The organism is Brucella ciceri (genome assembly GCF_041930145.1).
Lineage (GTDB): Bacteria > Pseudomonadota > Alphaproteobacteria > Rhizobiales > Rhizobiaceae > Brucella > Brucella intermedia.
This window is the reverse complement of record NZ_JBHEEV010000006.1, coordinates 105,657-123,056: the sequence shown is the minus strand read 5'-3', so window position 1 is coordinate 123,056 and position 17,400 is coordinate 105,657. Positions and strand designations below refer to the sequence as shown.

Here is a 17,400-nt window from a genome sequence, read left to right as displayed (position 1 = left end):
TTCAAGACCATGGATGATGCCCATGATTACACCGGCACAACAAACTCTCTTTCTCCCCTTCGATCAGGGCATTCTGGATATGCCTGCAGAAGGCCAGTCCTTTCTTGGCTGCGGTCTTTCTGCGGATCGGCGCCTTGAAGATGAATGGAAACAGGCGCTCACTTTCCTGCAACCCTGGCGCCCCGACTGGCTGGCCTTGGAAAAGGAAGGTTTCAAGGCAGTACCCAGATTAGGCGCCAGAATGGACGAGGAGCGCCGTTTCGCCGGTGGGCTACTGTTGCTCGGAAAACATCGCGGACGCAACGAGGCGTGGTTTGCGGAGCTTCTGGCGCGTGTTGAGCCGGGCGGCTGGATCGCCGTATCGGGCGACAAGAAGCTCGGCATCGACAGTTTTCGCAAATGGGTCGGCAATATTGCCGAAATCAGCGACCGCATGTCGAAGAACCATGCCGTGGTGTTCTGGCTCAGGAGGCCTGCCGACCTTACCGACGATTTCATCGCCGCCCTGAAGCCGCTTGCCGCCAATATCGACGACATGTTCCAGACCGAACCCGGCATGTTCTCGCACGGCGTCATCGACAAGGGCTCGGCCTTGCTCGTGCCGCATATGGAAAAGATCGTTTTCGGCAATGTCGCCGATCTGGGCGCTGGCTGGGGCTATCTGGCTGCGCAATGCCTGAAGTTTGCTGATCGCATCAAGGCAATAGACCTTTATGAGGCTGATTTTGAGGCGCTGGAAGCCGCACGCGGCAATCTGGAACGGCTAGGCTCATCGGTGCCGATCAGCTTCAACTGGTTCGATGTGACGAGCGAGAAACTGACGGGCATCTATGACACCGTGGTCATGAACCCGCCTTTCCACGAGGGGCGGGTGACGGATGTGTCGCTTGGACAGGCATTCATTGCCGCGGCAGCTTCCCGGTTGAAAACCGGCGGGCGTCTGCTGATGGTCGCAAATCGTCAACTGCCCTATGAGACGACGCTCAAGGGGCTGTTCAAGAATGTGACCCTTCTTGAGGAGGCAAACGGTTTTAAAATCTTCGATGCGAAGAAATAAAACAAAAAACCCGGCATTTCTGCCGGGTTTTTTATTTTAGTGAAACGGGCTTACTCGCCGCGTTCGGCGTCGGAGCTTTTCAGCTCTTCCAGCGTGGGCATGGAGACGATGTTGTAGCCGGAATCCACATAGTGGATTTCGCCGGTAACGCCGCTCGAAAGATCGGACAGCAGATAGACTGCCGATTTGCCAACATCATCGATATCGACGGTGCGGCGCAGCGGAGAGTTACGGCGCTGATAGCTGAAGATCGCGCGTGCATCGCCGATGCCGGCACCGGCCAGGGTACGCACCGGGCCAGCCGAAATCGCGTTGACGCGGATGCCCTGCGGGCCGTAATCGGCGGCAAGATAACGAACCATGGCTTCAAGTGCCGCCTTGGCAACGCCCATGACGTTGTAGTTCGGGATGGTACGGGTCGATCCGCCATAGGTCAGCGTGAGGATCGAGCCGCCGTCCTTCATGAGCTTTTCGGCGCGTTGTGCCATTTCCGTGAAGGAGTAGGCGGAAATCACCATGGTGCGGCTGAAGTTTTCGCGCGTGGTGACGTCTGCGTAGCGACCCTTCAATTCGTTCTTGTCGGAAAAGCCGATAGCGTGAACGATGAAATCGAGCTTGCCCCACTTCTTTTCGATTTCGGCAAAGACCGCATCGACCGATGCTATATCTTCAACATCGCAAGGCAGCACGAAATCCGAACCGACCTGTTCGGCAAGCGGCTTCACGCGCTTGCCCAGCGCATCGCCCTGATAGGTGAAGGCGAGTTCTGCACCCTGTGCTGCGAGTTGTTTTGAAATTCCCCAGGCGAGTGAGTGATTATTCGCGACCCCCATGATGAGGCCGCGTTTGCCTTTCATCAGACCTTCCATATTTTCCCTCTCCCTCAGCCCTGGTAACGCTGGAAAACCAGCGTTGCATTGGTGCCGCCAAATCCGAAGGAATTGGAGAGCACGGTGTTGAGCTGAGCGTTGTCAATGCGCTTGCGAACGATAGGCATGTCCGCGAAGGCAGGGTCCAGTTCTTCGATATGTGCGCTTTCGCAAATGAAATTGTTCTGCATCATCAGGAGCGAATAGATCGCTTCCTGCACGCCTGTGGCACCCAGCGAGTGGCCGGTCAGCGATTTGGTTGCGGCAATTGGCGGGCATGCATCGCCCGAACCAAAGACCTGGCGGATCGCTTCGATTTCCGGTGCGTCGCCGGCAGGGGTCGAGGTTGCGTGCGGGTTGATATAGTCGATCTTGGTCTTGACGGTCGAAAGCGCCATCTTCATGCAGCGGATCGCGCCTTCACCAGACGGAGCGACCATGTCGTAGCCGTCGGATGTTGCGCCATAACCGACGATTTCGCCATAGATCTTGGCGCCGCGAGCCAGAGCGGTTTCCAGGTCTTCCAGCACCAGAACACCGGCGCCGCCTGCGATCACGAAGCCGTCGCGGTTCTTGTCATAGGCGCGCGATGCGGTCGACGGCGTGTCGTTATATTTGGAAGACATGGCGCCCATGGCGTCGAACAGGACCGAAAGCGTCCAGTCGAGGTCTTCGCAGCCGCCCGCGAACATGCGGTCCTGCTTGCCATACTGGATCATCTCGAACGCATTGCCGATGCAATGGTTCGACGTCGCGCAGGCCGAGGAGATCGAGTAGTTGATGCCCTTGATCTTGAAGAAGGTCGCAAGCGTTGCCGAAGCCGTCGAGCTCATGGCTTTCGGCACGGCAAACGGACCGACGCGCTTGGGGCCCTTTTCGCGGGTGATGTCGGCAGAATCGACAATGGTGCGTGTCGAGGGGCCGCCGGAACCCATGATGATGCCGGTGCGGTCGTTGGAAACTTCCTCTTCGGAAAGCCCCGCATCGGCAATCGCCTGATCCATGGCAATGTGGTTCCAGGCCGTGCCGCGGCCATGGAAGCGCATCGCGCGCCGGTCGACGAGCGCTTCGACGTCGATATTCGGGGCACCGTGCACCTGGCAGCGGAAGCCGAGTTCGGCATATTCCTCAGCGCGGGAGATACCGGACTTCGCTTCACGCAGCGAAGCCGTGACTTCTTCGGTGTTGTTACCAATCGAGGATACGATCCCCATACCCGTTACGACCACACGCCGCATCGCGTTCTCCTTTACACCTGATCCGTGAGCGACGTGCCGTCATGCGGACTGCCGCCTGTTCGCGGTTACATAGGTGCGATCTTCGCATGTTTTGAGCGCGGCCGCATGAAAACTGTTCACTTTTTTGCAGTCGCGCTCGTGAATGATGATGATTGGGGCGCCTTACTGGCTCTCGCTGTCCTTCGACAGGCCGACGCGCAGGTCGGTTGCCCGGTAGATGGTTTCGCCATCGGCTTTCAGCCAGCCGTCAGCCGTGCCGAGCACGAGGCGGCCGCGCATGACGCGCTTGAAATCAATGCCATATTCAAGAAGCTTGGTATGTGGGCGCACCATGCCCTTGAACTTGACTTCACCGGTGGAGAGGGCCATGCCGCGGCCCGGCTCGCCCAGCCAGCCAAGGAAGAAGCCGGTCAACTGCCACATGCCGTCGAGGCCTAGGCAGCCCGGCATGATCGGATTGCCCATGAAATGACATGGGAAATACCAGTCGTCGGGGCGCACGTCATATTCGGCGCGGATATAGCCCTTGTCGAACTCGCCGCCGGTTTCGGAAATATCTGTGATGCGATGGACCATCAGCATCGGAGGCAGGGGAAGCTGAGCATTGCCGGGGCCGAACATCTCGCCGCGCGCGCAGGCCAGGAGTTCTTCATACCCGTAGCTTGATTTCTGTTCTGCCATTACGCCTCCCTTGAGGTTCATTCTGTATCGACCGGCAATCCGGCCCGATTGTATGGTTTCACCGGAACATCCCTACCACAGACTGTTTCCGGCAGTAAAATCATGCATTGGATTAATCCGGGGTTTATCCGAAAAACCGCGCATTTCCCAAGGCTATTGATAGTTATTTCGCAACGGCATATATCAATGTCAGTATGCAATGGGCAACAGCCCGTTTGACGATTGATGATTTTGCAACAAGCTTGTGACGGTACCAACGGTGAATATGCAGTCTTCACATACCCACTCGACGGTCTCGATGGAAGAGCAGCTCCGCCGCGCGGGCCTGCGTCCGACGCGCCAGCGCGTTGCGCTTGCGAGCCTGATCTTCGCGCAGGGCGATCGCCATCTGTCTGCGGAAGACCTGCACGAAGAGGCCGTCATGGCCGACGTGCCGGTGTCGCTGGCAACGGTTTACAACACGCTGCACCAGTTCACGGAAGCCGGTATGCTGCGCATTATCGCAGTCGAGGGCTCGAAGACCTATTTCGATACGAATATCTCGGATCACCAGCATTTCTTCCTCGAAGGGGAAAATGTCGTGTTCGATATTCCACACGGTGAAAAAGGCCAGCCTACGGTTGCCAATATGCCCGACGCGCCGGACGGTATGGAAATCGTCAATGTCGATATCATCGTTCGCCTGCGCCGCAAGGGCCAGTAACGGCGTCTTTTTTCGATTGGGAATGAATCGGAGCTCGCCGACGGCGCGACGATTGCGATCCCCAATGATCCGACCAATGGCGGGCGCGCTTTGCTCGTGCTTGCCGAAAACGGGATCATCAAGCTCGATCCGTCCAAGGGGCTGAAGGTCAGCGCTCTCGATATCGTCGAGAACCCGAAGAACCTTAAATTCGTTGAGCTCGATGCCGCGCAGCTTCCGCGTTCGATGGAAGATGTCGATGCCGCCGTCATCAACACCAACTATGCCATGGAAGCAGGCCTCAATCCGGCAACCGATCCGCTGGTGCGGGAAGGCGAGAAGGCGCCCTACATCAATATCCTTGTCGTTCGTACCGCAGACAAGGATGCCGACTGGGTGAAAACATTGATTTCCTCCTATCACAGCGACGAAGTGAAGGAATTCATTGCCACGACGTTCAAGGGGTCGGTGATCCCGGCCTGGTGACATTTGCGTTGTTAAGCGGGGCGGTTTTCGCCCCGCCTGTGCGCTGTGAAGCGGGGCGGTTTTCGCCCCGCCGCGCGAAGTCCAACTCGGTCAGTTCCGCAGGAGAGGGGTCAGTCGAAAACCTCGCCAGGATAAACGCCCCACAGGTCCGATTGCTTTATCCACCCACGAACCCCGCCCATGTCCAGGCGGCACCATTGACCGGTGCACTCGCGCACGGTCCCGACCACGCCCGGCTCGATCTCGGCGGCAAGCCTCGATGTCTCGCTGGCATCGCGGCGCATATTGATCATCGAACCCTGATTGTTCTTGAGCCACGGAGCGGTGATGGCGGTTCGCTTGCCGGAGAGCAGCGACTGGTAAACCCAGCCTTCCGTGCCGTCCGCATCGCGGATACGGCGCCAGTTATCGTATTCCTGGATGATTTCGACCGGCAATCCAGCCTTCATGAAAAGCCATGAAACCGCATAGTCACGCCCCGGTCCGACGCGCAGATTGACGCGGGCCGGTTTAAGGCTGACGAAACGCGGTACGGGGAGCCCGCTGGCGCCCACGGAGGTGCCGGCGGGCTCCGCAGCCTGTGCGCCATGGTTTTGGGAGGCGCCAAGCGGCGCCAGAAAGAGAAAAAATGCCAGAAAGCCAAGCGTGGCCATCATGAAGCGTTGCGAAAGTACTCTGTACAAACTGCGACCTCTCGCCGTCCTGTCACGACAGAACGGTAGCGGCTTCGGCAGTTTACGGGGGCTGCGAGGCGACGGTGCCGTCCTGTTTTCAGATCGTGCATCCATCTGTGCGTTACAGATCGATATCCGACCAAGTTGTTTGATTTTTAACGCCTGTCTTCGGAAAGCCATTGCAGGTTTTCCAGGAGGCGCCTGAAGTTTCCGGTTTTTCTTTGTCTTTGCCGCTTCGCCTTGATAGAGATGTTCAGCCGAAGCAATATCCCATATTGCACCGCCTTGGTTAAGGAGGTCTCAACATGAAGCTTCGGTTAACGCATTTTCGGGAAATGTGGGAGTAGGTTTCCCTTGGAAATGTGCAGGAAATTTCTTGGAGCGCGCCCTGTCGGTTGGTTACAATACAGGCCGTTCCAAGGGCTTTGCTCAACGATGGGGTGGAGATGTCGAACAAGAAGAAGCCGCTGGTCGTTCTTACGCGAAAATTGCCGGACCCAGTGGAAACCCGGATGCGGGAACTGTTTGATGCGCGTCTGAATATAGACGACCACCGCATGAATCAGCCGGAAATCATCGCTGCGATGAAAGAGGCGGACGTTCTGGTGCCCTGCATCACGGATGTCGTCGACGCCGCGGCAATCGAACAGGCTGGCCCCAATCTCAAGCTGATCGCGAATTTCGGCAACGGCGTGGACAATATCGACGTCACCGCTGCCGCAAAGCGGGGCATAACCGTCACCAATACGCCGAATGTCCTCACCGAGGACACCGCGGACATGACCCTGGCGCTTCTGCTCTCGGTGCCAAGACGTCTGGTGGAAGGCGCCAATGTGCTCGGTGAGCGCCACGGGCAGTGGCCGGGCTGGTCGCCGACCTGGATGCTCGGACGGCGCATCTGGGGCAAGCGCCTCGGCATTGTCGGCATGGGGCGCATCGGCACGGCCGTCGCCCGCCGCGCCAAGGCGTTCGGGCTTTCCATTCACTATCACAACCGCAAGCGCGTCAATCCGCAGGTGGAGGAGGAACTGGAGGCGACCTATTGGGATAGTCTCGACCAGATGCTGGCCCGGATGGACATCATCTCGGTCAACTGCCCGTCCACGCCTGCCACCTTCCATCTGCTCTCTGCACGTCGCATCGCGCTGATGCAGCCGACCGCCTATATGGTCAACACGGCGCGCGGCCAGATCATCGATGAGAATGCGCTGATCGACCTGATCGAGCAGGGCAAGCTGGCCGGCGCCGGTCTGGACGTGTTCGAGAACGAACCTGCGGTCAATCCGCGTTTGCTGGCCCTTGCGGAAAAAGGCAAGGTCGTCCTGCTGCCGCATATGGGCTCGGCCACCATGGAGGGGCGCATCGATATGGGCGACAAGGTCATCATCAATATCAAGGCTTTTGTCGACGGGCATCGCCCGCCCGACCGCGTATTGCCGAACCGGGTTTAGTTTTAGCTTTTCCGGCTCGCGGTCTTCATTTGGTCGGCGTTCTTGCCGTCAATGAAGCGCAGCACCGTATGCGCATAAAGGCGCGGATTTTCGACCGGCACCCCATGTCCGGCATCGGGCAGGATAATCAGTTGCGCGCCCGGTATCTGGCTGGCGATGAATTCCGTATGTTCGCGCGAGATGGCCGTGTCATGGTCGCCGATCACAATCGCCGTGCGCACGCGAATGTCCGAGAGTTCCTCGCCGGTATAGTTCGGCTCGTTTGCCCACAGCGCATGGATTTCCCTGTCGATGCTCTCATAGTGGCGCAGTTCCGGTATCGGCTTTCCCTCTGCGCGGGCTTCGGCATAGCCGGTATTGCCATCAGGCGTCACGTTCGCCGCCTGCGCGAACAGGCTTTTCAGCCGTTCGGGATAGCGCATGGCGATATCGAGACCGATGATGCCCCCATCGCTCCAGCCGACGAGATCAACCCTGTCGATGCGGAGAAAGTCGAGCAGCGCCACATAATCGTCGGCCATCAACCCGTAGGTGATGGGATCTTTGGTGCGGGTGGAACGCCCCTGTCCGCGACTGTCGGCAACGATCACCATGTGATGACGCGCGAGAATCGGCAGTTGGGCATCCCACACGTGCTGGTCGGACAGACCGCCGGGTATGAGCAGGATTGGCGAACCCTTGCCGACGATCCGGTAATACATTTCGATGCCGTTGACCTCGGCAAAGGTGGGAGGCGAGGCGGGAATGGCCATACGCGCAACCTTCTCAGTCGAAACGGGGGAAGGAAAAGCCAAGACAAGGCCGATCAGCAAGGCGGCTATCGTCGATGTCGTCTTCCCCTTCATGAATTCCCTGTCTTGTTTTCAGGGTCTGCGGATAAGCGTCGGCAGATCGTAGAGATAGGCGATGCGCTTGATCGCATCCTGCAGCGGTTCCAGCGTAACCGTCATCGTATGGCCGCTCGCATGGATCAGCATATCGGGCGATGCGCAGATGGCGACATGGCCCTTCCAGAAGACGAGATCGCCGCGCTGCAGATTTGAATAGGTCGCATCGGGCTCGACGATTTCACCGAGCGCATCCTGCTGCATGTCGGAATCGCGCAGAACCTTTCTGCTCGCCACCCACATGCAGAGCTGCACGAGACCGGAACAATCGATGCCGAAACCCGACGTGCCGCCCCACAGATAGGGCGTGTGGAGGAGCGTTTCGGCAACGGTCACATAATCCGCCGCATGTTCGCTCACCGGGGCAAGATGGCTTGCAATCAGTGCCTCGCCGCTTTCCAGCAGCGCATATTTCGTGCCGCGCGTCTCGGCAGCCCCGACGATGCGCAGGCGTGAACCGAGCGACAGCGCCTTGGTGTGCGGGAAACGGAGATCGGAGCCGGGATAAACAAAGGTGCGCGGCACCACCACCATATGCGTGGCCTCGCCTGCCGGACGTTCCAGCGCGGCAGAGGAGACGTAACCGGTATAACCGTCGCGTTCGGCCTGCACCCACGACCAGCCGTCCATTTCCTCGAAGACGCGGACGGAATCGCCAAAGATCATCTGGGTCTGCGGCCCGCTGTCCATGCGCGGTTCGCCCCGCAGATCGACAACCGGGGCGGAAACCTGCATCGGCGTTCCGGCGGCAAAACGCGCAGCTTCCACCTGACCGGTCAGCCTTTCATCGGCGAGGTCGGGACGGTAGGCGTTGAGACGGCGGTCGAGCATGGTCAAAGTGGTAACTCCCTGGCTTTGGCGATCACCAGATCGCCCAGTTTTTCAACATAAAGTGCACCGGCGACTGTCCTCTTTACTAGCACATTTCGCCGGTCTTTTTCATCACGATGCCGGGAGACGAACTCAAGCGCGCCCATCGTGTCGAGCGCGCGGGTGATAACCGGCTTGGTGACGTTCAGTTTCGCTGCAAGTCCCCGCACTGTATGCGGCGGGGGCTCCAGATAGATGGTCAGGAGAATGGCTGTCTGCCGCGTGGTGAGATCGGGCATCTCATCACGCACCTGTTCCAGCGACAGGGTTCTCAGCAATGTCAGCGCCTGCAACGGCTTCAGCTCAATTGGCATCCGGTCCCACCCAAACGGGGATTGTTTCGGAACCGTTTTATTCAATCTGCTTTCGGCGTTTCAGGCAAGCGGATTCAGCGCGCCGGATAGCGTTCCTTCAAAAGCTGGTAAAGAGCGCGTATTGCCTGCGCTTCGCCGCCGACCGGAGAGGCGGGCTTTTCAACCGGCACCCAGCCGAAAATGTCGAAATGGGCCCAGCTTCGAGCCTTTTCGACAAATTTGCTGAGGAAAAGCGCTGCCGTCACCGATCCAGCGAACCCGTCGGTAGTAACATTGTTGATGTCGGCGATCCGCGAGGAAAGTTTTTGCGCATAGGGCTTCCAGAGCGGCATGCGCCATAGCGGGTCCGCTGTCGCTTCCGCGCACTGGGCGATGGAAGCGGCAAGCCTGTCATCATGCGTATAGAATGGCGGCAGGTCGGGACCAAGCGCGACACGCGCAGCCCCCGTCAGCGTCGCCATGTCGATCACGAGTTCAGGCTCTTCCTCGTCGGCCAGCGTCAGGGCATCAGCAAGGACCAGTCGGCCTTCCGCGTCGGTATTACCGATTTCGACGGTCAGTCCTTTTCGGCTTTGCAGAACGTCGCCCGGTCGGAAGGCATTGCCGGCGATCGAGTTCTCCACGGCCGGGATGAGCACCCGCAGCCGCACCGGCAATTGCGCATCCATGACCATGGAGGCGAGACCCAGCACATTGGCGGCTCCGCCCATGTCCTTTTTCATCAGGAGCATGCCGCTTGCCGGTTTGATGTCGAGACCGCCGGTATCGAAGCAGACGCCCTTGCCGACCAGCGTGATTTTCGGGTCGCCCACCTTGCCCCAGCCAAGATCGATCAGGCGCGGCGCAATGGCGCCAGCGCGACCAACCGCATGGATCATCGGAAAATTCTTTTCCAGAAGCGCATCGCCTTCCGTGACGGCAATGTCGGCCGTGTATTTTTTCGCCAGTTCACGGGCGGCGTTTTCGAGGGCATCCGGCCCCATGTCATTGGTCGGCGTGTTGATAAGGTCGCGCACCAGCGTCACCGCGCCGGCGATGCGGCGGAGTTCGGCTTCGTCCAGGCCGTCCGGCAAGGCCAGCCGGATCGCCTTGCCAATGGCCTTGCGATAACGCGTGAAATCATAGCCGCCCATCAGGAAGCCCAGAACCGCAAGCGCTGCATCGTCCACCGTGCCGTCGATATGCCAGTCGCCTTCAGGGAGGCTGCGCGCGAGCTTTCCGGCCAGAAGCTGCGACTGGCCGGTCTTTTCCTCGTCGCCGGTCCCAAACAGCGCACCCGATACCGATCCGCCCGCGCCGGGGAGGGCGAGCACACGTCCGGCTTCGCCCTCAAAGCCATTGGCCTTGGCCCATGCAACTGCTGCGGCGGGAAGGCCGGAAGTTTCCAGACCGCCCTTCGGCGTAAACCAGATAGGGCGGCTTTGTTCGGATTTTCGGGAAAGAAGTTCGACAGACATGATGCTCTTTCTGGCCAGTAAGCGATGTCCGGCAAAAGCGCTGGGATTTTGTCGGAAGTTCATAAAAACAAGCAGATGGCGCATACCGAAAAGTGTGAAACAGTTTCCGGACAAGGTGCGCGCCAAAACAAACAGATAGCGCGATTATTGCCGCGCGGAAACCAAAACCGCAATCGCCTTGTTAACCAATCATTAGGGTTAACAGATTATTGATTTAACAGGAATTGGGCTTGAGGGGGCATGGGCGCATCGTCCGGCCTTGATCATGTCTCCGAACCCCGAACCGGTTTCGGGATGAGACATGCATGAAACGAGAGACTGAAGCATGTCGGGTCACGACACGCTTCGGCAGGAGAGGCGGGATGCTGAACATCGCTCGAAAAGACGCTATCGCAACACGTCTCGGTTTCGCCTGCATTCTTTCAGCATTGGTTCTTTCCGGCTGCACATCGGTTGACCGGACGACGACAGGCTCGGTGCGCCGCGCGGCAACGGTCGCGACTTTCGATCACATGAACGACGCGCAGCTTGCCGCAATGGCCGGGCGGCTTGGCGCGCAATATGAACGCAATCCGAAGGACCGCCAGACCGCGCTCAACTATGCCAATGTGCTGGGCCGCCTTGGCCGCAACGATCAGGCGCTGGCGGTCATGCGGGCGCTCGCCATCGTCTACCCGAAGGATCAGGCTGTTCTTGCGGCCTATGGCAAGGCGCTTGCGGGTGCGGGCCAGTTTGACGGAGCGCTCGACGCCATTCGCCGAGCGCAGAACCCGGCCTATCCCGACTGGAAGCTGGTTTCCGCGGAGGGCGCCATCCTCGACCAGATGGGCAGGAAGGAGGAAGCCCGCGCGACTTATCAGAAGGCGCTGCAGCTCCAGCCGAATGAACCGTCGATCATCTCCAATATGGGGATGTCCTATCTTCTGGCCGGTGATGCCCGGACGGCAGAAACCTATTTCAAACAGGCCGCAGCCGCGCCCGGTGCCGATAGCCGCGTGCGCCAGAACCTCGCCCTGTCGGTCGGTCTGCAAGGACGTTTTCAGGAAGCCGAGGCAATTGCCGCGCAAGAGATTTCTCCGCAACAGGCAAAGGCCAATACGGATTATCTCCGGTCAATGCTCGCGCAGCAGAACTCCTGGAACATGCTCAAGGACAAGCCGAAGGGCTGAACCCTCCTATCAGTTCCCGCCGAACAGTCCGCCCTGCGCCGATATCTGGATGAAGGCCGGCCCTAGGATGACGATAAAGAGCACCGGCAGGAAGAAAACAATCATCGGAACGGTAAGTTTCGGCGGCAGGGCCGCAGCCTTCTTTTCCGCTTCCAGCAGACGCAGGTCGCGGCTTTCATGAGAAAGCGTGCGCAGCGCCTGCGCGACCGGCGTGCCGTAACGCTCGGCCTGAATCAGCGCCTGCGTGACCGATTTCACCGGTTCCAGACCGGTGCGATTGGCGAGATTTTCATAGGCCTGACGACGTTCCGGCAGGAAGGAAAGCTCGGCATTGGTCAGCATCAGTTCTTCGGCAAGCTCGACGGACTGGATGCCGATTTCGTCAGCCACCCGGCGAAAGGCAGCTTCGGTGGACATGCCCGATTCAACGCAGATCAGCATCAGGTCGAGTGCATCCGGCCAGGCCCGCCGGATGGATTGCTTGCGTTTGGTTGCTCGATTCGAGACGTAGAGGTTGGGCGCGTAAAAGCCGGCATAGCCTGCAAAAATGCAGACGAGAAGGCGAACGAAGAACGTCTGGTCGGCAAGCACCCCGAGCACGAAAATGTAGATGGCGGCAATGGCCATTGCCCCGAACGGCAGCACGAAACGCAGGAATAGGAAGATGTTAAGCGGGTTTTGCCCTCGGAAGCCAGCCTGCCGGAGCGAAGCGACCGTCTTTTCGTCGGCCAGAGCCCGTTTGAGATCAAGCTTTTCGACGAATTCCCGGATGCCGGGCTTCTGCTGATGACGCAGGCTGCCGCGACGGTCGCTTTCGGCTGCCAGACGGGCCCGCTCGCGTGAGCGAATGGCTTCGCGTTCGGTGGCGACCGATTTCATGCGCGATTTGAGCGCGCTGCCGCTCAGTACCGGCAGGAGAATGGTCACCACGGTAGCAAAGACCGCGACCATGATCAGCGCGCCGATCAGAAACTGGGGATCGGACAATTTCTGTGTGAGGAGAGAAAACATATCCGGTGCCTCACATATCGAAGTTGATCATGTTCTTCATGATGAAGATACCTGTCAGCATCAGCACGGCTGCAATGCCCAGAAGCATATGGCCGGTCGAAGACGTGAAAAGCAGCGTCATATAGAGCGGGCTTGTCAGGTAGACGAGAACCATGACGATGAAGGGCAAGGCGCCGATAATTGCAGCCGAAGCCTTGGCTTCCATGGAAAGTGCATTGACCTTGGCCTTCATCTTCTTCCGGTCGCGCAGAACCTTTGAAAGATTGTTGAGCGCCTCGGAAAGATTGCCGCCCGCCTGTGCCTGTATCTGGATGACGATGGCGAAGAAATTGGTTTCGGGGCAGGGCATGGAATCGGGCATCTTGCCGACCGCCTCGGGGATGGAAAGCCCGATCTGCTGCGCCTCAACGACCTTCTTGAACTCGCTTTTGACCGGTTCGACCGCCTCGCTCGCAATGAGCCGCAAGCCGTCATTGAGCGGGAGCCCGGCGCGGGTCGCGCGCACGATGACATCCAGCGCATTGGGAAATTCCTCGAGGAACTTCTTCAGTCGCTGCTTGCGCCTGTGCAGCACGAACCAGCGCGGCAGGCCGAAGAAACCGGCAATCGCTATACCCGGCAGGAAAAGCAGCGGCGCACCGAAGAGCAGTGCGACGAATGTGGCGAAAAACGCAGCCGCACCGGAATAAAGATAGAATTTCTGCAAGGTGAGCGTGAGCCCCGCCTGGGTCAGAAGAATGCGCAGGGGCGGATATTTCTGGTTCTTCTCGCGCTGCTTTTGCCGGGCTTCCAGATCCTTGATATTGTCCTGCAGCTGCTTGCGGCGCTTCTGGATGTCGGCATTTCTGTCGCGTTCGCTGCGCGTTATCGCCCGTTCCGAACCGCTGTTGCGCACGGTTTCGAAGCGGCGCGCCGCATGATCCTTCTTGCCGAGCTTTTCATAAAAGAGCGCATAGAACAAAGCCGCGCAGGCGATGACGGCAAGCACCACGAACATCACAATGCTGGCGGACCCTGTCATGCACTGGCCCTTTCCATGCCGTCTAGCACCGAGGCAAGACGGCTATCCTCATTATAGTAGCGGGCGCGCTCCCAGAAGGCGGGGCGTCCGATGCCTGTCGAGCTATGGCTGCCGAGAATGCGTCCCGAAGCGTCCTCCCCCTTGATATCGTAGAGAACGAGATCCTGGGTCGTGATGACGTCACCTTCCAGCCCAACCACTTCCGTAATGTGGGTGATGCGGCGGGAACCGTCGCGCAGGCGTGCGGCCTGGATGATGATATCGACCGAACCGACGATGATCTCGCGCACGGTCTTTTGCGGCAGCACATAGCCGCCCATGGCGATCATGGCTTCCATGCGGTTGAGGCATTCACGCGGGCTGTTGGCGTGTATCGTGCCCATCGAACCATCGTGGCCCGTATTCATGGCCTGCAGGAGATCGAATACCTCGGGTCCGCGCACTTCGCCCACGATGATGCGTTCGGGCCGCATGCGCAGGCAGTTCTTCACAAGGTCGCGCATGGTGACTTCGCCTTCGCCTTCCAGATTGGGCGGGCGGGTTTCCAGACGCACCACATGTGGCTGCTGCAGTTGCAGTTCTGCCGAGTCTTCGCAGGTGATGATGCGTTCGTGCGTGTCGATATAGCGTGTCAGGCAGTTCAGAAGCGTGGTCTTGCCCGAACCGGTGCCGCCGGAAATGATGACATTGCAGCGCACCCGGCTGATGATCTGCAGCAGTTCCGCCCCGGCATTCGATATCGCGCCGAACCGCACCAGCTGGTCGAGCGTCAGCTTGTCCTTGCGGAATTTGCGGATGGTCAGGGTGGGACCGTCGAGCGACAGCGGCGGAGCAATGACGTTGACGCGCGAACCGTCGGGCAGGCGGGCGTCGCAGATCGGGCTCGATTCGTCCACGCGGCGTCCGACCTGACTCACGATGCGCTGGCAGATGTTGAGAAGCTGCTGGTTGTCGCGAAAACGGATGCCGGTTTCCTGCAGCAGGCCATCCACTTCGATATAGGTCCGGCGCGAGCCGTTCACCATGATATCGGCGATGTCGTCGCGGGAAAGAAGCGGCTCCAGCGGACCATAGCCCAGCACGTCATTGCAGATGTCATCGAGCAGTTCCTCCTGCTCGGCAATCGACATGACGAAGTTCTTGATGGAGATGATGTCATTGACGATGTCGCGGATTTCCTCGCGCGCGGCATCGGGCGCCATGCGGGACAATTGCGACAGGTCGATCGTATCGATCAGCGCCGAGAAGACCTGCGATTTGGTGTCGTAATAGCTCTCGGTCTTTTCGCGGCCATGACCGCTGGATTGATGCGTGCCGGGCTGATGCGAGCCCGTCGGCCCGGATGTTTTCGCGAGCGTGCCCGGATGGGCCGCCTGCGTGCGGGATGGCTGCATGACCGGTTGGGCCGGTGCGGGCATGGCGGCTGGCGCGGCAGGTTTGGGCGCGGGCGGTCGCGTTCCGCTTTCCGGCCTGTTTCCCGTATCGTTGCCTCTTCTGCCGAACATGATTCCCTGCCGTTACTTGGTCTTGCGTGCAAACTTGCCCAACAGGCTCGATATGCCGCTCTTCTTGCGCGGTTGCACATCGGCCCTGCCGGTCACGACATGCGCAATGTGGCTGATGGCTTCGGCAACCGGGCTTTCCGGATTGGTCTCCGCGATCATTCGGCCATTATTGGCGGCATTGCCGAAAAGTTGCGGATCGAAGTCGATGGTGGCGATGGGATCGATGCCGAGCGGTTCCGCAAAATCGGCGATTGCGATTTCCGGCCGCTTCGGAATGCCCATCTGGTTGAGGACGAGATGCGGCTTCACATCATTGGGGCGCAGCTGCGCCAGCGTGTCGAGGAGGTTTTTCGTGTTGCGAAGATTGGCAAGATCGGGCGTTGCGACGATCACCACTTCATCGACGCGCATCAGGGTGGTCCGCGTCCATCCGCTCCAGCCGTGAGCTACGTCCAGCACGACCAGCGGAGAACTGCGCTGGGCGACGTCGATCAGTTCGGCAAAGGCGTCTTCGGCGAAGTCGAATGTCCGCTCCAGGCTCGAAGGTGCCGCGAGGATCGACAGATGGTCCCCATATTGGACGAGCAGCCGGTCGAGATAGACCTCGTCAATGCGTTCCGGTGAAAAGACAGCATCGGCAATGCCGAGCGTCGGGTCCTGATCGAAGTTGATATTTGCCGTGCCGAAGGGCAGGTCCATGTCCGCCAGCACGACATCGTGACGGAACATATTGGAGATCGACCAGGCGACATTATGGGCGATGGTCGATGCGCCGACGCCGCCTTTCGCGCCGATGAAGGCGATGGAGCGGCCAAGCGGTTCCGCACCCGGGTCGAGAAAGATCGATGAGACGATGGCCAGAATGTCGGCGAGCGACACAGGCGCCACGATATATTCCGAAACGCCGCGCCGCAGCAATTCGCGATAGAGCCAGACTTCGTTGGAATGGCCGATGACCATGACCTTCGAGCCGGGATCGCAGACTTCCGACAGCTGCTGCAATTCTTCGAGCAGCACATTGGGTTCGGACGCCGATTCGACGATGATCAGGTTGGGGGTGGAGGCGGTCTGATAGAATTCGATTGCAGCCGCAACGCCGCCCATCATGACTTTCAGATGGGTCTTTGCCATGCGCCGGTCGCCGCCTGCGCGCTCGATCGGAATCGCGACGCTTTCGTTCACGCAGAAAGCCTGGATGGAAATGCGCGGAATAGGGCGCACATTTTCAAGCATGATCGGCGCACGGCCTGTTTCCGGTGCTTCGTCCTCCGGTTCGAACGCGAAGTTGCTCATGGCGCCCTCTTAATACTCGGCCTGCTGGCTGCGGGGTTCGCGCCAGTTTTGCGTCTGTGCAGGCGACATTTTCACATAGCCCTGATTGCCGTTGAGTCGTGCCGTCGCGCGATCCGAATCGATAGGCGTCATGGTGCGCGGCCCAAGAAGATCGGCCGGGTTGGCGACCTGCGCGGCCAGATTGTTCTGCGAGGCGCAGCCAAAATTGGCGTAATGCTTGTTTTCAGGGGTGCTGGCGAGGTCATCCGGCCAGCGGCCGCACGGCGTCGTGCCGGCCGTTATCGCGTAATAGCTGATGCGGATCGGGGCTGCCGCATCCGGGCTTTCGACCGGATAGTTTTCGATGGCGATATTGTTTGCCTTGATGCCGCTGCGCCGCAGCGTTGCCGCTACCTCTGTGCTCAGCCGGTATGCTGCGGCCTGATTGGACGCGCCTGAAGGCACCAGAACATAAAGCATGCCGGAGCCGCTGCGCCGGTAATTGGCGATTGCGCCCTGAACGATGCCGCGCTGCATCGGGCTCAGCTTCTGGTCGGCCTGTGCGATCGGAATATCGGTAACCTGTTCCCGCTCGGCAATCGTGATCGGGTGATTGGTGCGATAATCGTCCGGTAGCGCGCCCACGGTGACGTGCTGGCGGTTCGCGCAACCCGCAAGAAGGGCCAGCGACAGGGCAATGAGCGCTGGTCGGGCGGAAATCCTGCAAAAGCCTCTGACTGAATAGGTCATGATCTG

17 protein-coding genes and 1 pseudogene are annotated in these 17,400 nt (G+C 59.4%); 5 read left to right on the top strand and 13 right to left on the bottom strand.

Annotation, left to right across the window (positions count from 1 at the left end; genetic code table 11):
- Positions 1–22 precede the first annotated feature (22 nt).
- On the top strand, positions 23–1,057 hold the full coding sequence (locus JNC63_RS13605) for a class I SAM-dependent methyltransferase (protein ID WP_063620057.1): 1,035 nt from the start codon (positions 23–25) through the stop codon (positions 1,055–1,057).
- Positions 1,058–1,107: 50 nt separating this feature from the next.
- Here JNC63_RS13605 and fabI read toward each other — a convergent pair whose 3' ends face one another.
- The 3 genes from fabI to fabA form a co-directional block, all read right to left on the bottom strand.
- A complete protein-coding gene (gene fabI, locus JNC63_RS13600; RefSeq protein ID WP_006468162.1) occupies positions 1,108–1,926 on the bottom strand; it encodes an enoyl-ACP reductase FabI in 819 nt (272 codons plus the stop codon).
- Positions 1,927–1,940: 14 nt separating this feature from the next.
- Positions 1,941–3,164 (bottom strand): beta-ketoacyl-ACP synthase I, encoded by a 1,224-nt coding sequence (fabB, locus tag JNC63_RS13595; protein ID WP_025090645.1) that lies wholly within the window; start codon positions 3,162–3,164, stop codon positions 1,941–1,943.
- A gap of 162 nt (positions 3,165–3,326) precedes the next feature.
- Positions 3,327–3,845: a 3-hydroxyacyl-[acyl-carrier-protein] dehydratase FabA gene (gene fabA / locus JNC63_RS13590; protein WP_063619863.1), complete on the bottom strand. Its 519-nt coding sequence runs from the start codon at positions 3,843–3,845 to the stop codon at positions 3,327–3,329.
- A gap of 265 nt (positions 3,846–4,110) precedes the next feature.
- On the opposite strand from fabA, the gene irrA reads away from it, so the two are divergent.
- Together irrA and JNC63_RS13580 are read left to right on the top strand one after the other, a co-directional pair.
- Positions 4,111–4,548 (top strand): iron response transcriptional regulator IrrA, encoded by a 438-nt coding sequence (gene irrA / locus JNC63_RS13585; RefSeq protein WP_025090646.1) that lies wholly within the window; start codon positions 4,111–4,113, stop codon positions 4,546–4,548.
- Positions 4,549–4,575: 27 nt separating this feature from the next.
- Positions 4,576–5,013: pseudogene (locus JNC63_RS13580) on the top strand (MetQ/NlpA family ABC transporter substrate-binding protein); the annotation flags it as partial.
- 110 nt (positions 5,014–5,123) lie between these two features.
- Here JNC63_RS13580 and JNC63_RS13575 read toward each other — a convergent pair.
- The gene (locus JNC63_RS13575; RefSeq protein ID WP_063619864.1) at positions 5,124–5,669 is read right to left on the bottom strand and encodes an SH3 domain-containing protein; all 546 of its coding nucleotides are present in this window, start codon (positions 5,667–5,669) and stop codon (positions 5,124–5,126) included.
- Between the two features lie 464 nt (positions 5,670–6,133).
- Between JNC63_RS13575 and JNC63_RS13570 the strand changes: the two genes are divergently transcribed.
- Positions 6,134–7,138 (top strand): 2-hydroxyacid dehydrogenase, encoded by a 1,005-nt coding sequence (locus tag JNC63_RS13570; protein ID WP_063620058.1) that lies wholly within the window; start codon positions 6,134–6,136, stop codon positions 7,136–7,138.
- A 2-nt stretch (positions 7,139–7,140) separates the two neighbouring features.
- Here the strand turns inward: JNC63_RS13570 and JNC63_RS13565 are convergent, their stop codons facing one another.
- The 4 genes from JNC63_RS13565 to JNC63_RS13550 form a co-directional block, all read right to left on the bottom strand.
- Entirely contained in the window at positions 7,141–7,983 is an 843-nt protein-coding gene (locus tag JNC63_RS13565; protein WP_063619865.1) for an alpha/beta fold hydrolase, read from the bottom strand.
- Positions 7,984–8,001: 18 nt separating this feature from the next.
- A complete protein-coding gene (locus JNC63_RS13560; RefSeq protein ID WP_171053465.1) occupies positions 8,002–8,856 on the bottom strand; it encodes a C40 family peptidase in 855 nt (284 codons plus the stop codon).
- A gap of 2 nt (positions 8,857–8,858) precedes the next feature.
- Entirely contained in the window at positions 8,859–9,209 is a 351-nt protein-coding gene (locus tag JNC63_RS13555) for a MarR family transcriptional regulator (RefSeq protein WP_006473086.1), read from the bottom strand.
- Positions 9,210–9,283: 74 nt separating this feature from the next.
- A complete protein-coding gene (locus tag JNC63_RS13550; RefSeq protein ID WP_063620059.1) occupies positions 9,284–10,666 on the bottom strand; it encodes a leucyl aminopeptidase family protein in 1,383 nt (460 codons plus the stop codon).
- Between the two features lie 362 nt (positions 10,667–11,028).
- On the opposite strand from JNC63_RS13550, the gene JNC63_RS13545 reads away from it, so the two are divergent.
- Entirely contained in the window at positions 11,029–11,835 is an 807-nt protein-coding gene (locus JNC63_RS13545; protein ID WP_021587642.1) for a tetratricopeptide repeat protein, read from the top strand.
- A 9-nt stretch (positions 11,836–11,844) separates the two neighbouring features.
- On the opposite strand, the gene JNC63_RS13540 is transcribed toward JNC63_RS13545, so the two are convergent.
- The 5 genes from JNC63_RS13540 to JNC63_RS13520 are packed head-to-tail and all read right to left on the bottom strand — an operon-like array spanning position 11,845 to position 17,394.
- Positions 11,845–12,846, bottom strand: coding sequence for a type II secretion system F family protein (locus JNC63_RS13540; RefSeq protein WP_063619867.1), 1,002 nt, complete (start codon positions 12,844–12,846; stop codon positions 11,845–11,847).
- 10 nt (positions 12,847–12,856) lie between these two features.
- Positions 12,857–13,867 (bottom strand): type II secretion system F family protein, encoded by a 1,011-nt coding sequence (locus tag JNC63_RS13535; RefSeq protein WP_063619868.1) that lies wholly within the window; start codon positions 13,865–13,867, stop codon positions 12,857–12,859.
- Entirely contained in the window at positions 13,864–15,372 is a 1,509-nt protein-coding gene (locus JNC63_RS13530) for a TadA family conjugal transfer-associated ATPase (RefSeq protein WP_374846406.1), read from the bottom strand. Before JNC63_RS13530 ends, JNC63_RS13535 begins: the two co-directional genes overlap by 4 nt.
- 12 nt (positions 15,373–15,384) lie before the next feature.
- A complete protein-coding gene (locus JNC63_RS13525) occupies positions 15,385–16,665 on the bottom strand; it encodes a CpaE/TadZ family protein (protein WP_063619870.1) in 1,281 nt (426 codons plus the stop codon).
- A gap of 9 nt (positions 16,666–16,674) precedes the next feature.
- The gene (locus JNC63_RS13520) at positions 16,675–17,394 is read right to left on the bottom strand and encodes a CpaD family pilus assembly protein (RefSeq protein WP_063619871.1); all 720 of its coding nucleotides are present in this window, start codon (positions 17,392–17,394) and stop codon (positions 16,675–16,677) included.
- Between the last annotated feature and the right edge of the window lie 6 nt (positions 17,395–17,400).